Origin of the sequence: Corynebacterium incognita (assembly GCF_014217255.1) — a bacterium.
In the GTDB taxonomy this organism is placed as follows: Bacteria; Actinomycetota; Actinomycetes; order Mycobacteriales; family Mycobacteriaceae; genus Corynebacterium; species Corynebacterium incognitum.
The window spans coordinates 412,788-426,688 of the sequence record NZ_CP059404.1 but is presented as its reverse complement, the minus strand read 5'-3'; the positions used below and the strand labels follow the sequence as shown (position 1 = coordinate 426,688).

The following is a 13,901-nucleotide window of genomic DNA, read 5'->3' as shown; positions in this document are numbered from 1 at the left end:
GGAGTTCGCCAAAGAGCACCTCTACCGCGTCAACCGCCAGCCGGAGAACTAGAGCTCGGCGAGGAGCATGTCCAGGGTTGCCTCCGCGCCCTGGTTGTGCAGCGAGGTGAGAACGCGGGCGTATTCGGTGGTGAACTTCTCGTTGTCCACGAGGTCGCCGAAGACGTCACGATCGCGGAGGAAGGCGAGGACGTCCGTGCGGTTGTTTTGCGCGGTGGCCTGGAGGCGATCCGCCATGCGGTCGTTGATAGCAATCGGTTCACCCTGCTCGTCGACGCCCTCGGCGTAGCGAGCCCAGCTGGCAACGATCGCCGCGGACAGCGTCACAGGGGCGTTGCCAGTGTCAAGGTTTTCGCGGACCACGGGCAGCAGCCATTTCGGGATGCGGTCGGAGGATTCCGCGCACAGGCGGGCGACAGTGTCTTTGACCGCGGAGTTACCGAAGCGGGCAATCAGCTCGTGGCGGTAGGCATCCAAGTCCACGCCCGGCAGCGGGCGCAGGGAAGGAGTGGCTTCCCGTTCCATGTAGGCCAACAGGAAATCCGCGAAGCGCTGGTCCGCCATCACGTCGTGGACCATGCGGTGCCCGGCCAGGTAGCCGAAGTAGCACAGCCCCTGGTGGGAGGCGTTGAGCAGGCGCAGCTTCATGAGCTCATATGGCACGACGTCATCGACGACCTCCACACCGACCTCCTCATAAGGCGGGCGGGGACCAACAAACTTGTCCTCGAGTACCCACTGGGTGAAGTCCTCACACACCACTGGCCACTCATCCACGTATTTATGCTTGGATACGATGTCGGCGCGGTCGGCGTCAGTGGTTTCCGGGGTGATGCGGTCCACCATGGAGTTAGGGAAGGCGACGTTGGCGTCGATCCATTCCGCCAGCGCCGGGTCAATAGCAGCGGCGAAAGAAAGGAACATGCGGTGTGCCATCTCGCCGTTGCCCTGGATGTTATCGCAGCTCATCACCGTAAACGGTGCGATGCTCGCGTCTTTGCGTTCCAGTAATCCGGCGGTGATGAGCCCGTAGAACGACCGCAGGCCGTCGCGCTTGCCAGCCTTGAGATCGGCGATGTCGTGGGCGATGATCTCGTTGCTGAGGTCGAATTCGCCGCGGACGTGGTCGAAGTTGTAGCCACCCTCGGTCACGGTCAGCGACACGATCTTGATGCGCTCGTCAGTGAGTGCGGAGACAGCGGCGGCCGGATCCTCGGGCGCGAAGATATAGTCCACGATGGAGCCGACGACCCGGGCGTTCTCCGTGCCGTCGGGAGCCTTCTCCGTCAGGGTGTACAGGTGATCCTGGGAACGCAGGGCGTCGCGCATGCGGACGTCGCCAGGCATAACGCCCATCCCGACGATGCCGAATTCGAGCGCCTTGCCCTGAGACATGAGCTTGTCTAAGTACAACGCCTGGTGCGCGCGGTGGAAGCCACCGACGCCGAAGTGGATGATGCCGGGGGTCACTTGCGCGCGGTCGTAGGCAGGCACGGTGACGTCCGTGTTAGCCGCGATGGACTGGAGTGCCGTGGTGGAGAGGTGTAGTTCAGACATGGTGTTTCTCCTTGTATCAGTGGGAGGGATGAGTAGGACTAACGATGTGCGGAATCGGGGGTGAGATCAGCGGCGTCTAGCTCTTCAAACGAGGTGTCGTCGTCTACGGCGGGGACACCGTCAAAGCCGGGCTGGGTGCCCTTGAGCTGCAGGGCCATGACGCCAGAAAGAAGGTAAAGTGCCACGAAGATGGCGATGAGTCCGGTAGAGCCAACCAGCGGGTAGAAGATGGCCACGAGCAGCGGACCGGCCGCCACGGCACCGCCGACGCCTAGGTTGTACGCGGCCATGGCCGCGCCGGGGCGCGCCGGGTTGAGTGAGACGGAGAGTGGGGAAAGCGGCACAAAGCCCGCGAGGGAGACGCCAAAGAGAGCGCCGGCGACAAGCGTGAGACCAAAGCCCACCTTGTCCGGGAGATCCAGGGACTCCGAGAGCATGGGGACGAAGTACACCAGGGACAGCGTTACCGCGCAGGCCACTGAGCCGGCCCAGAAGCAGGTCTTTGCCCATCCGTGGCGATCACCCACGCGACCGTACATCGGGTTGAACGGCAGGTTCACCGCGTAGATAGTGGTGGTGAGGATGAGGAACCAGGACAGCGGCCAGTTGAGTACTTCGCGGAAGTAGGCGGGGAAGAACACCGCCATGGCGTAGGTAGGAATGGAGTTGATGGTGCGGATATAGGCCACGAAGCGGGCACGGCGGTCGTGCGCGAGCATCTTGAACGAGGCGCCCAGGGTGGCGGCGACGTCATCGGCGTCTTCCACGAGGGGCTTACGGCCGATGCGCTCCTTCACGCCGATGAGGGCGCAGGCGGCGCCGATGATCACCAGGACCAGAGACACCCACAGGGTCTGGTAGAAGGAGAGGTCGAACAGCGAGATGGTGATCGTCGCGGTCAGTGCGCCCAGGGTGGGAAGGCCCGCGGAGAAGGCGACGTAGAACCAACCAGTGCCCGTGCCCAGCTTGTTAGCGGGGGAGACCGCGGTGATCCACACCAAGAAGCCATAGGCGAAGAGTGGGTATCCGAATCCGCGCAGTCCGTAGGACAAGAAGATGAGCGCGTTGTTGGAGGCGGTGAGAGCCACGAGGAGGAAGAGGAGCTCGAAGACCACCCAGATGCCGGCGCCGAGCATCATGACCTTGCGTGGGCCCCATAGATCCGAGAGGGCGGCGGCGAAGAACGCGGCGATGGCAACGGCGATGCCGTACACAGTCACCAGCGTTCCCGCACGGGAAACGGAGAAGCCGTGTTCTCCGGAGAGGAAGGGCTCGAGGATGTTGGTTTCCACGCCGTCGCCGATCATGAAGATGGCGAGGCCGATGAAACCCCAGATGAGTGGGCGTGGAAGCCCGAGACGGTCGGCGAGGGAGTTATCCGCCATGGGGTGCTCCATTTCTAATCCATAAGTGATCGCGGCGGCCACGCTAGCGTGGTGTTCGGCGAAGAAAACACAGTTTGTGAACTATGCTTCAAAATCTAACACTCTTAACATTGGGGTGTGAAGTTTATGTGAGAAAGTTCCCGAAATTGCCCCTTTAATTGGGAAGTATGTGATACTTGATGGGAAGATATATCAACCTCGATGTGAAGAAACAGGGGTGCCGCGTGTCAGAAGAACCCGCCACGCAACTGCGTCCGGCCCAGCGCCGCACAGAGATCCTTTCCCTAGTGCAGTACCACGACCGCGTGAGTATCGATGACCTCGTGCAGCGCTTCGGCGTCAGTGTCATGACCATTCACCGTGACCTGGAGGCGCTCGATAAGGCCGGAAAATTGGTCAAGATTCGCGGCGGCGCGCGCCGGGTGGCCACCGACATCGTCGAGCGCGACGTCACGCTCCGCCGGGCCACCAATACCCACGTCAAGGAGGCGCTGGCCCAGGTCGTCGTCAAGCTCATCGAACCCGGCAGCATCATCGCGCTGGACGATTCCACGACCGTCGCCACTCTTCTTCCCTTGGTCATGGACACCGAGCCCGCCGGCATTATCACCCACTCGCTCGACCTCATGCGCACAATAGGAGAGCAGTACCCCTCGGTTTCGCTCACCGGTATCGGCGGGCGGTACGTATCCGCTACCGATTCCTTCCTCGGGGCGTCGACGAACGCGGCGATGGCCAACCTGAGCGCCACCTATTCCATCGTGTCCACCACGTGCATCGCCCGTGACGGCCTCTATCACCCGGACGAAGACGCCGCGTCCACCAAACGCGCCCTGTGCGGCGTCGGCGCGCACAAGATCCTGGTCAGCGACAGCTCCAAATTCGACAACCTGGGCATGCACTTCGTCGCCGGCCTCGCAGAATTCCGCGACATAGTGGTAGACAGCAATCTCAGCGCTGAACAACGCGACATGCTCGAATACTCCGGTGCCACCGTGCACCTCGTGGACACCCCGCCGCCCACACCCACGGCGCCGAGCGCCAGCAAGCTACTGTGAGTGACACACGCCCTGTTTCCCGCGCCCCTTTTATTCGCACGCTCAGTTAACGCATACAACCTGACAAAAGGAATCCCTCATGGCAAAAGTTTTGGGAATTGACTCCTCCACCCAGTCCTGCAAGGCCGTGCTTGTCGACGCCGCGACGGGCACGGTCCTCAAGGAACAACGCGTGGCTCACCCCACGGGCACTCAAGTAGATCCGACTCGGTGGATCTCAGCGATGGAGGAGGTTACCGTCGGACTTATCGAGCAGGCCGACGCCGTTGCGGTCGGTGGCCAGCAACACGGCATGGTGGCGCTGGACAGCGATGGCCAGGTGGTGCGCGACGCCATGCTGTGGAATGACACCTCCTCCGCTGCGCAGGCCGTGACGCTCAACGAGGAGCTCGGCGGTGACCAGGCGGCCGCTGAGCTGACCGGGAGCGTCATGGTCGCCTCCATTACCGGCACCAAGCTGCGGTGGATGAAGGACAACGAGCCCGACAACGCCGCGCGGACCGCCGCGGTGGCGCTGCCGCACGACTACCTCACCTGGCACCTTGGCGGCCGGAAGGAGCTCACCACCGACCACGGCGACGCGTCTGGCACCGGCTACTACTCGCCGTCCGCGCGCGCCCTGCGCCCCGACTTGGCCGCGCAGTACCTCGGTCACGAGGTCGCGTTGCCGCGCCTTCTTGGCCCCACCGACATTGCTGGTTACACGGCGCACGGTGCTGTTATTGCCCCGGGTACAGGTGACAATATGGCCGCCGCCCTCGGCCTGGAATTAGCGCCTGGTGACGTCGCGGTCTCGCTCGGCACCTCCGGGGTGGCGAGCACCGTGACCGACCATGCGATCCATGACGGCACCGGGCTGGTGAACGGCTTCAGCGACGCCACCGGGCGCTACTTGCCATTGGCGTGCACGCTGAACGGCGCGCGGGTTGTGGACTTTGCCGCCCGCATGTTGGGGGTGGATCACCAAGGATTGTCCGACCTCGCGCTGGCCGGCGAGCCGGGGGCACACGGCGTGCGCCTCCTGCCGTACTTCGACGGCGAGCGTACCCCGAACCGCCCGCACGCGACGGGCATTTTCGCCGGTCTGCGCACGACCACCTCCCGCGAGGACATTGCCCGCGCCGTCTTCGAAGGCTTGCTGTGCTCCATGGCGGATGCGGTCTCCGCGCTGACCGCCGCTACGGGGGAGTCCGCGAACCGCATCCTGCTCATTGGCGGTGGCGCCCGCAGCGAAGCGATGCGTGCCATCGCGCCCACCATCTTCGGCGTGGACGTCATCGTCCCTGCCGCCTCCGAATACGTGGCCCTCGGCGCCGCCCGCCAGGCCGCTTGGGTCTTAAGCGGCGAAGCCACCCCGCCACACTGGGAGGCTTTCGCCTCCGAGACGTACCGCGCCGAGCATCGCCCCGAAGTCATGGAGGAATACGCAGCGTTGCGCGATAAAACTACCGACTTCTAGAAAGAGGAATTCCATTATGCCGACGCCCCTGCTTAACGCGAGGAACTCTGCATTTATGCGCCACCTGAAGTAACGCAGAAGATCGCGGTCGAGTTTTGGGACTCCTTCGCCTCGCGCGAGCCGCTCGCAACGGTTCCTGTCATCACGACCACCGCATTGGTCAAGGATGAGTTTGAAGTCATCTCTCATTGGAAGCTGCTGTGGGGCGGGAAGATTGATAACAGTGACCACGCGCTTTCTTTGGTTGAGCTCCGTTTCGCTCTTTCCACGGAGGTTGCCCCTGACCTCGAAACGCTGAGCATGAAGGCATATGCGGCGATTCGGGAAGTCATTCGTGGTTACAAAGGGGTGGAGTATTTCAGTATGTTCGGCGAAGACTTAGAAGTCGGCGGCGATCCTTGGGGAGAAAAGTGAAAGTGGGCCGTCAATCCTCACTGGTCGAGTGACTGAAGAAGCTTTGTTTCGGGGTCGAATACGAGGGCATTTCCCATTCCAACCCAACGCACCGGTGGGTGGGTACTTTCGATTATGGGTTGGTGGACATGCCCTAATGCCCAGGCGTCGTAACCGCTGCTGTTGAGTGTTTCCAGTGAAATGGGCAGACATTCCGATTTGCTGTAACTGCCATTGAGCGAAGTATGGAGGATTCCCAAGTTTGCCGGCGCGTTCGGCGAAGGGGAGGGCATGCGGTCGGAGACGTCGCGCGGATCTGGATCGGAGGACACACCAACGGTGTGGACGCGCGTGCCGTCAGGGAAATCTAGCGATATGAACTCGTCAGGAGCGACGATGAATTCCGCGGGAAGACTTAGTTCCACGTGGGCATCATGATTGCCGGGGACGAACAGACACTGCTGGAAAAGCTGCACAGCTACAGCGTTGAGGTCAGCAAATTGACCATAAGTCGTTTCCGAAATACACCGCCGGTCAATAACGTCGCCGGCAAAGATGAGCCCCGTGCATCCTTGCTTGGCTGCGCGGTGCATTGTCTCTAACATCCAGTCATGACCAGGTGCTTTCGGAAGGCCAAGATGCAGGTCGGAGAGTATCAAGATGGTCATGGTGCTGTGCTCTTTTGCTAGAATTCTTAGGCGCTAGTGAGTGCGGATAGACGGTGGTTGCGGTGTGCTTGCCACGCCAGTAGCGCGACCATCACGATGGTGGAGCTGCCGACTCCGATGAGTGTCATGGCCATCGCCTCGGCCCTGTCACCTTGCTCAAAGGCATTCATGATCCACGGCGACATGAGATTGATGTTGGTGGGCCGGACCAAAGATGACATCACGAGTTCTCGGATGCCGACAAGGAAAGCGAGGAGCCAACCAGCGAAGATTCCCGGTGCCATAAGCGGAAGCGTGATACGCCAGAGAATGTGCCACGTAGTGGCTCCAGAGACCGCGCCGGCGTCGCGAAGTGAATTGGGGATGGCTGCGGCGGAGGTTTTCACATTTTGGATCGCAGTGGGCAAGAAAAGGGTCGTGTAGGCCAACAACAAAATGAAATAGGTGCCGTAGGGCGACCAGGGGAGATCAGGGTTGTTCCACAGCAGGATGAAACCGATGGCCAACACAATGCCGGGAACTGTGTCCGGTGCGACCGAAAGGAAGTCAGTCACTCGCGCACTCGGGGAGCGGCGTTTGAACGAGGAAAGAGTGATGACGACGGCTAGAAATGCGGTGCATGTTGCGGCTAACGCGCCCAGAATCGCCGACGTCGTCAAAGCATCCCTTGCAATTGGGTGGGACAGTACCTTGCCGAAATAGTCAAAGGTGAGGTTATAGGGGCTAGGTGGTTTGGACCGCAGGATGGTCATCGCTGACAGCGTGATGGAGATATATGGAATGAACACAGATAATGCGGTGATAGTAGCGATGGTGAGCCACCCGCAGAGTGCCTGCAATCCTCGCAACCGCAGGTGGATTGGCCGGGATAGCCGTCCGCCACTGGTTAAGTCTTTACGGGACACCCACTGTTGAAATGCCCATGCCGTTACACCCAAGGTGAAAAGGACACTGGAGGAGGCTGCGGCTTCAGAGAAGTTGAGCGGGGCGATGGTGACGTCCTCATAGATTGAAGACACAAGGACTTGGTAACCAATCGCATTTCCCAGCGTGATTGGGGTGCCGAACTCGCCTGCGGCTTTGATGAAAACGATGAGTGCGCCCAAGGAATAGGGGCCAACAACCATCGGGAGGATGACCTTTACCAAGATCCTCAGCTTGGAGGCTCCGGACACCTCTGCCATTTCAATAAGCGACGCGGGAATAGAGCGAAGGCTGTTTCGCATTATCAAGTAGAGGAAGGGGAATAGTTCTGCCGCCATGACGAAGGCCATTCCCCATACAGAATAAATGAAGTCGTGTACAACCTCACCGGCGGCGGGCCCCAACAGCATATAGGTCAAGCCACGAACTCGGGTGAAATCCATCCATGCCATCGCGACCGCAAAAGGTGGTGTCATGAATGGAACCATAATCAGTAGTTCTAGCCATTCAATTTTGGAGAATTGAGTCCAGCTGCGCAGAAAAGCCAGCGGCGCGGCGAAGAGCGTAGTGAAGACGACGACAAGAAAAGAAAGCCATACGGTATTCGCGATGATGCGCACCATCGCCGGGTCCGCCAAGTTTCCAAGGGCAGACGGCTCGCCCCGGTAGCCTGTCACTGCATTGATGAGCACAGCCAGAAGGGGTGCTGCGACGAGAATGAGGAGAACGAGCAGAGCTGCCCAAGTACTCATTCGGGTTGAGGTGGTGGTGCGCATATCCGAACTTTCGTGGCTTTCGTCTTAACTACTTCAGGTAGCGCTTAACGAACTCTTCCTTGACGTCCTTGGAGTTAGCGACGATTTCATCCCAGTCCTCGGACAGCTGCTTGATGTCCTTCAGCTCAGGACCGTTGGCCGGAGAAACCTCAGCGTTTGCCGGAATCATGTTGTTGTCTGCGGAGATTGCTTGTGCCTCGTCAGAGAACATGAAATTGACGAAGGCCTCGGCGGCTTCCTTGTTGTCGGAGTCCTTCAGCACCATTACTGGCCGTGGCGATACGGTCGTACCGGACTTGGCAATCTTGACCTCAAGCGGCTCGCCCTTGGACTGAGCCTTGTATGCGCTGTAGTCAACGCCTCCAAAGACAACACCCTTGGAACCGGAAGTGACTGCGTCCAGCGCTGGGCCGTTGGCGCCCTGTACAGTCATACCGTTGTCAAAAAGCTTGTCGAACAGCTCCCAGGTCTTGTCCTTGCCGAAGTTGGCGACCATGCCTGCGACAAGATCTCCCGCGGTACCGGACTCACGTGGGTCCGGCATGATGACCTTGTCCTTGTACTTTTCGTCAGTAAGGTCCTCCCAGTCTTCGGGAACCTCGTCAACAACGTCGGTGTTGGTGACCAAAGCAAGCGCGGAGCCGTCACGGCCGTTGAACGTTCCAGTCTCAGATACCCAGTTCGAGTGAATGGCGTCCACGCCCTCTGGCTTGAACTCTTCGAGCACGCCAGCCTTGTCCTGCTTGGTAGCTGCCGTCCAGGAAGCCAGGTACACAACGTCTGCCTGTGGATTGCCCTCTTCGGCCTTCAACTTTGCGGTGACTTCACCGGTGGAACCCGCGAAAACGTTCACCTTCACCTCGGTCTTGTCCTCAAAGGCTGCGACAAGGTCATCGGTCAGGCCCTGCGGGTTAGCAGAGTAGTAGGAGATTTCCCCCTTGAGACCTTCCGGTGCTTCCCAGCTATCGGCAGAGGCTGCTGCGGAGCCGGAGGCGCCTTCGGACTTGGAACCGGATGCGCCTTGGTCTGCCGAACCGCAGCCGGTAAGGGCCAAAGCGGAAACCGCAACGCCGGCGATAATGCCGGAGATCTTGTTGAAATTCTTCATGGTTGTTTCCTTTCGAGAAAGTGGGTGCACACTACGTCGCGGGAGCGACAAGGATTGAGTCGCCTGCAGAAAACGCCTGTTCGGCGTAGACAAGCCAAGGATCTGCAGCGCCCTCTACCGTGCAGCGGATTTGGTAGCGGCCACCGACGTATTGCGAGTTAAGGACTGTTCCGTGGAACGCCGCGGGAGCATTGTAATCCTGTGGGAGCTGGCCCTGCTGACTAACGACGCATGCCTCGGGACGAAGAGCCAGCCCGCTACTGTGGCGGTTCATCGTGCCTACGAAGTCTCCTACGAATGTGTCGGTGGGTGATTCGTAAATCTCAACGGGGGAAGCGAATTGATGGACGCGACCGTCGTTCATGACAACGACCCGGTCCGACATTGCTAGCGCTTCATGCTGGTCGTGCGTCACGTAGATCATCGTGAGTCCCAAGTCGCTGCTGAGCTGCATTAGTTCTGCACGGATTTGCACACGAAGTGCTGCGTCCAGTGCTGACAAAGGCTCGTCGAGAAGCAAGAGATCAGGATTGGACACTAGTGCACGGGCGATAGCAACGCGTTGCTGTTGACCGCCAGACAGTTCATGCGGACGGGCTGCGGCTTTTGCACTGATGCTCACCATGTCGAGGGCTTGCTGGACCTTGGCCTTGCGTTCAGTTGCGGACATACGCGGTGTCTGCACGGTCAAGGGAAACTCGACGTTTTGGGCGACGGACATGTGGGGCCACAAAGCAAGATCCTGGAAGACCATCGAGAAGCCGCGCTGATTCACGGCAACGTTAGTTTTACTCTCGGAGGCAAAGACCGTCCGATCCCCAAGGTTTATGGTGCCAGTATCTGGAGTTTCTAACCCTGCGATGCACCGCAGTAGCGTGGATTTACCACAGCCCGAAGGGCCAAGAATTGAAACGAATTCACCAGGATCAATATCTAGCGTCGTCGGTTGAAGTCCAGTTCCATCCGGAAACACTCGCGATACGTTCTCGAGGAAAACGGCAGCTCCTGTCAATTGAGTCAAAGAACTGCCTCCTAGAACCGAGCAAGAACGTAATCGGTCTTGAAAGCGTCTTGTTTAAGCAGAATTCCGTCTTCGGTCAGTGAGTTAATGAGTTCTTGCTTCTTCCGGGCGGCGTCTTTGCGCGAGCTGTCTTCTTCGCTAACTTCAACCCAAAAATCACCGTTTATATTAGTTACTTCGAAATCTGTATCAATGCCGTCGACGTCGATTCTCCAGGTGCGCTGCTCTACCACAGGAGACATTTCTAGCGATTGGGGATCGATGTGGGTACCTGAGGCTTTGGTGAGTTTGCCAGGTTCTTTGTCTGCAATAAGTGTGGCGGCGAGCTCATCGCTTGGAAATACGCAGTTAAAAGGTTGGCAATTAGTGGACTTCTTATTGCTAAAGTCCAGCGTGCTTGTGAAAAAACTTGTGTTCACTTGAGCATCGTAGTTTGTGTCAGATTCGTCGAAGTTGTTGTCATTTGCGAATTCGAGGGCATCGTTGACAGTTTCTTTATCGAGAGAATTTTGTGCCAAAGGATGTCGGTACTTATACGTGAGGTCATATTCGCGTGATTTCTCTTTTAAGCGAATCCGAAGAGACCAACCTCGATTCTGGTAAAAGTTGTCAGCAGTGTCTAAGTACGCAATTTGTTCGGTGCCTTTCAAATCGCTGAGTTCGTATTTGTCGGCAAAATCTTGAGTGGGATTGCCCTCAGCATCCAGAACTTCAGGAGATATGCGGAGCTTGATCTGGTAGGTCGGGTCGGCAATATCGGCAGCGAACGCTGGAGAAGCGCCAAGAAATGCGAAAATTGGAGTTAACGAAACGGCAACGGTGGCACGAAACTTTTTTGAGCAGAGCATGGTGTCCTTTTGTTGTTGGCATCATAAACGTGGGAGTTCGCGAACTTGGAAGCTTCACTGAGGATATAGGGTTTTCGCAGAAAGCAATGGTGAAGTGTTTGTTAACTGGGTGAACACGGCGCTAATGGGCGGTAAATTGTGCAGCGTATGAGGTTGGTCTAGCTGTGAGGCGTCCCGAAAATGCATGTAAAGACGGTGTGGGTGGCCCCCTATCGAGGGGGCTACGGAGTGCACAAGGAGAGGGAATATACTCGGTAGCTATGCAACGCTGGGTGCTCCACATCGACATGGACGCGTTCTTTGCCTCCTGTGAGCAGCTGACGCGGCCGACGCTGCAGGGGCGGCCGGTGCTCGTGGGCGGCGTGTCTGGGCGTGGCGTGGTCGCGGGCGCGTCGTACGAGGCACGTGCCAAGGGGGCGCACTCGGCGATGCCGATGTTCCGTGCGAAGCAACTCGTGGGCCCGCGCGGCGTGGTGGTGACCCCGCGGCGGGTCATCTATTCCACCGCGTCGAAGCGGGTCTTCGAAGTTATCGGTCAACGCGTGGATCTCGTGGAACAGCTGTCCATCGACGAGGCATTCATGGAACCCGCCGAACTAGTGGGGGCCACCCCGGAAGAAGTCACGGAATGGGCGCACCGACTGCGCGCGGACATACGAGAACAGACCGGGCTACCCGCGTCCATTGGCGCGGGGACCGGTAAACAGTACGCCAAGATCGGGTCCGGGGAGGCTAAGCCCGATGGGGTGTTTGTCATGCCCGCCGGGCGGCAGCTGGAGTTGCTGCACCCCATGGACGTCGCCAAGCTCTGGGGCGTAGGGCCGGTCACCGAGGCGAAGCTCAAGGGCATGGGCGTGGAGACCATCGGAGACCTTGCCGCGCTCAGTGAGAAGGAAGTGACCATCTCCCTCGGCAGCACGATCGGGCTGTCGTTGTGGGCGCTCGCCCGCGGTGTCGACGATCGCCCCGTGGCGCCGCGCGCGGTAGCCAAGCAGATCTCCGCGGAACATACGTACCCGAAGGATCTGATGACCGTTGCCGAGGTAGACGCGGCGGTCACCCGGGCCGCGAAGGATGCACACCGCAGGCTACTCAAGGACGGCCGCGGTGCGCGCACCGTGACGGTGAAACTGCGCATGGCGGACTTCCACATCGAATCCCGTTCCGCGACGCTGAGCTACGCCACTGATGACGCCGAGATACTTCAGGCCACGGCTTTCCGCCTGGTCCGCTACCCCGAGGAACTGGGGCCCATACGGCTGGTGGGCGTGAGCTACTCCGGGTTGGAGATCGCGCGCCAGGACGTGTTGTTCCCCGAGTTGGACAAGGAAGTGGTGCGTCCGCCCGCGCCGGACAACGACTACGAGACAGGCGTGAGTGACGGCGGGGCTCGTGGTGGAAACAGCGGCGAAGGCAGCGCGGGCGATGATGCTGGGGGAGGCGTTGATGCGGCAACTGGCCTGCAGGTATCAGAGGCCAGCCCGGGTCGGTGGCAGCCCACGCAAGACGTGTACCACCCGCGCTACGGGCACGGTTGGGTGCAGGGCACCGGGCATGGCGTGGTGAGCGTGCGCTTTGAAACGCGGGCGACTGGCCCCGGCAAGGCGTTGAGCTTGCCTGCCGACGACCCCGAGTTAGAACCGGCCGATCCGCTGGGCTCGTTGGGCTGGGACGATTGGCTGGGCAGCTAGACCAGCTCGGCGACGTCCGTGCCGGTGGCCAGCGCGGCCGCTAAAGCGATGCGGGCCTGGCCCGCGCGCAGTCGCCCAGAACCCACGGCTCCCAAATCCGCGAGCGTCGCGCCACCGCCGGCACCGCCGTAGCTGAGTTTGATATCGCCCTCGGCAACGCGGCTGGAAATGACCACCTTCACGCCCTCGCGGAGGGCATCGGCGACCGCGGCGCCCATGTCCGGGCCCATGTTGCCCGAACCCATGGCGCTGACCACGAGGCCCTGGTAACCGGCCGACACGGCGGCGTCGATGAGCAGGCGTGCGCCGCCGGGATAAGCGGCGATGGTGGCCACCTTGTTGCCCGCCAGCGGGGTAACGGGAAGCGGCAAGGCCGAAGGACGGTTGACGGCGATGCTGCTGAAGGCACGCAGTTCCGTCGTGTGCTTCTTGTACGCCCCGCGCGCCGGGATGGTCTGCGAACCGAACTGAATCACCACGTCGGAGACGTTACCGCGGGCCGCCAGGCGCAGGGCATCCACGAGATTGGTCAGGCCGTCCGACTGCGGGTGGTCGAAGGCGCGCTGCGCGCCAGTCATCACCACCGGTTTCGAGCGGTCATGGAAGAGATCTAGCGCCATCGCGGTTTCTTCCATGGAGTCGGTGCCGTGGGTGAGCACCACACCGTCAATGGAATCGTTGCGCAGCTGCTCGTGCACCGCGGAGACGATGAGGTCTAGATCCGCCAGGGTGATGGACGAGGAATCGAGCTGGACCAAGTCAACCGCTACGGTGTCGATGCCCTTGAGGGCGGACGCCACGGCGTCAAGAAGCCCGGCACAGTCCACCGTGGGCACGAGCGCGCCGTTGGCGTCTGCCGTGCAGGCAATGGTGCCACCGGTGGCGAGTACAGCGATGCGGGGGCGGTGGGAACTGTGGTTCACGGGGTGCGCTCCTCAGCGGGCTCAAGACGAGATATAAAAATGGACAAGACTCAAGGTTAATGAAAACTTAATTCACGCGACCGAATAATC

The 13,901-nt window shown here is 60.1% G+C and carries 12 protein-coding genes; 4 read left to right on the top strand and 8 right to left on the bottom strand.

From position 1 onward, the window contains the following. Positions 1-48 precede the first annotated feature (48 nt). Together H0194_RS02025 and H0194_RS02020 are read right to left on the bottom strand one after the other, a co-directional pair. Positions 49-1,557, bottom strand: a complete 1,509-nt coding sequence (locus tag H0194_RS02025) for a mannitol dehydrogenase family protein (protein ID WP_185176224.1) — start codon at positions 1,555-1,557, stop codon at positions 49-51. A 38-nt stretch (positions 1,558-1,595) separates the two neighbouring features. Further along, the gene (locus tag H0194_RS02020; RefSeq protein WP_185176223.1) at positions 1,596-2,942 is read right to left on the bottom strand and encodes an RbtT/DalT/CsbX family MFS transporter; all 1,347 of its coding nucleotides are present in this window, start codon (positions 2,940-2,942) and stop codon (positions 1,596-1,598) included. Between the two features lie 224 nt (positions 2,943-3,166). Between H0194_RS02020 and H0194_RS02015 the strand changes: the two genes are divergently transcribed. The 3 genes from H0194_RS02015 (at position 3,167) to H0194_RS02005 (ending at position 5,873) form a co-directional block, all read left to right on the top strand. Continuing rightward, a complete protein-coding gene (locus tag H0194_RS02015; protein WP_246389003.1) occupies positions 3,167-4,000 on the top strand; it encodes a DeoR/GlpR family DNA-binding transcription regulator in 834 nt (277 codons plus the stop codon). 79 nt (positions 4,001-4,079) lie between these two features. Beyond that, positions 4,080-5,459 (top strand): xylulokinase, encoded by a 1,380-nt coding sequence (gene xylB, locus H0194_RS02010; protein ID WP_185176221.1) that lies wholly within the window; start codon positions 4,080-4,082, stop codon positions 5,457-5,459. Between the two features lie 156 nt (positions 5,460-5,615). Next, positions 5,616-5,873, top strand: coding sequence for a hypothetical protein (locus H0194_RS02005; protein WP_185176220.1), 258 nt, complete (start codon positions 5,616-5,618; stop codon positions 5,871-5,873). A 17-nt stretch (positions 5,874-5,890) separates the two neighbouring features. Here the strand turns inward: H0194_RS02005 and H0194_RS02000 are convergent, their stop codons facing one another. From H0194_RS02000 to H0194_RS01980, 5 genes are read right to left on the bottom strand one after another with little or no spacing between them, the layout of a single operon-like run. Beyond that, positions 5,891-6,520, bottom strand: a complete 630-nt coding sequence (locus tag H0194_RS02000) for a metallophosphoesterase family protein (RefSeq protein WP_185176219.1) — start codon at positions 6,518-6,520, stop codon at positions 5,891-5,893. Positions 6,521-6,546: 26 nt separating this feature from the next. Continuing rightward, positions 6,547-8,220: an ABC transporter permease gene (locus H0194_RS01995; protein ID WP_246389002.1), complete on the bottom strand. Its 1,674-nt coding sequence runs from the start codon at positions 8,218-8,220 to the stop codon at positions 6,547-6,549. A 28-nt stretch (positions 8,221-8,248) separates the two neighbouring features. Beyond that, positions 8,249-9,328 (bottom strand): ABC transporter substrate-binding protein, encoded by a 1,080-nt coding sequence (locus H0194_RS01990; protein WP_185176218.1) that lies wholly within the window; start codon positions 9,326-9,328, stop codon positions 8,249-8,251. Positions 9,329-9,359: 31 nt separating this feature from the next. After that, on the bottom strand, positions 9,360-10,301 hold the full coding sequence (locus tag H0194_RS01985; protein WP_246389103.1) for an ABC transporter ATP-binding protein: 942 nt from the start codon (positions 10,299-10,301) through the stop codon (positions 9,360-9,362). A 59-nt stretch (positions 10,302-10,360) separates the two neighbouring features. Beyond that, positions 10,361-11,197, bottom strand: coding sequence for a CYTH domain-containing protein (locus H0194_RS01980; protein ID WP_185176217.1), 837 nt, complete (start codon positions 11,195-11,197; stop codon positions 10,361-10,363). A 260-nt stretch (positions 11,198-11,457) separates the two neighbouring features. On the opposite strand from H0194_RS01980, the gene H0194_RS01975 reads away from it, so the two are divergent. Beyond that, positions 11,458-12,888, top strand: a complete 1,431-nt coding sequence (locus H0194_RS01975) for a DNA polymerase IV (RefSeq protein ID WP_185176216.1) — start codon at positions 11,458-11,460, stop codon at positions 12,886-12,888. Here H0194_RS01975 and H0194_RS01970 read toward each other — a convergent pair. Beyond that, positions 12,885-13,811 (bottom strand): asparaginase, encoded by a 927-nt coding sequence (locus H0194_RS01970; RefSeq protein WP_185176215.1) that lies wholly within the window; start codon positions 13,809-13,811, stop codon positions 12,885-12,887. The genes H0194_RS01975 and H0194_RS01970 overlap by 4 nt on opposite strands. Positions 13,812-13,901: the final 90 nt, after the last annotated feature.

Bases quoted from the DNA above. Each gene is read 5' to 3' on its own strand.
- H0194_RS02025 (WP_185176224.1), bottom strand. From the start codon at position 1,557: ATGTCTGAACTACACCTCTCCACCACGGCACTCCAGTCCATCGCGGCT.
- H0194_RS02020 (WP_185176223.1), bottom strand. From the start codon at position 2,942: ATGGCGGATAACTCCCTCGCCGACCGTCTCGGGCTTCCACGCCCACTC.
- xylB (WP_185176221.1), top strand. From the start codon at position 4,080: ATGGCAAAAGTTTTGGGAATTGACTCCTCCACCCAGTCCTGCAAGGCC.
- H0194_RS02000 (WP_185176219.1), bottom strand. From the start codon at position 6,520: ATGACCATCTTGATACTCTCCGACCTGCATCTTGGCCTTCCGAAAGCA.
- H0194_RS01995 (WP_246389002.1), bottom strand. From the start codon at position 8,220: ATGCGCACCACCACCTCAACCCGAATGAGTACTTGGGCAGCTCTGCTC.
- H0194_RS01990 (WP_185176218.1), bottom strand. From the start codon at position 9,328: ATGAAGAATTTCAACAAGATCTCCGGCATTATCGCCGGCGTTGCGGTT.
- H0194_RS01980 (WP_185176217.1), bottom strand. From the start codon at position 11,197: ATGCTCTGCTCAAAAAAGTTTCGTGCCACCGTTGCCGTTTCGTTAACT.
- H0194_RS01975 (WP_185176216.1), top strand. From the start codon at position 11,458: ATGCAACGCTGGGTGCTCCACATCGACATGGACGCGTTCTTTGCCTCC.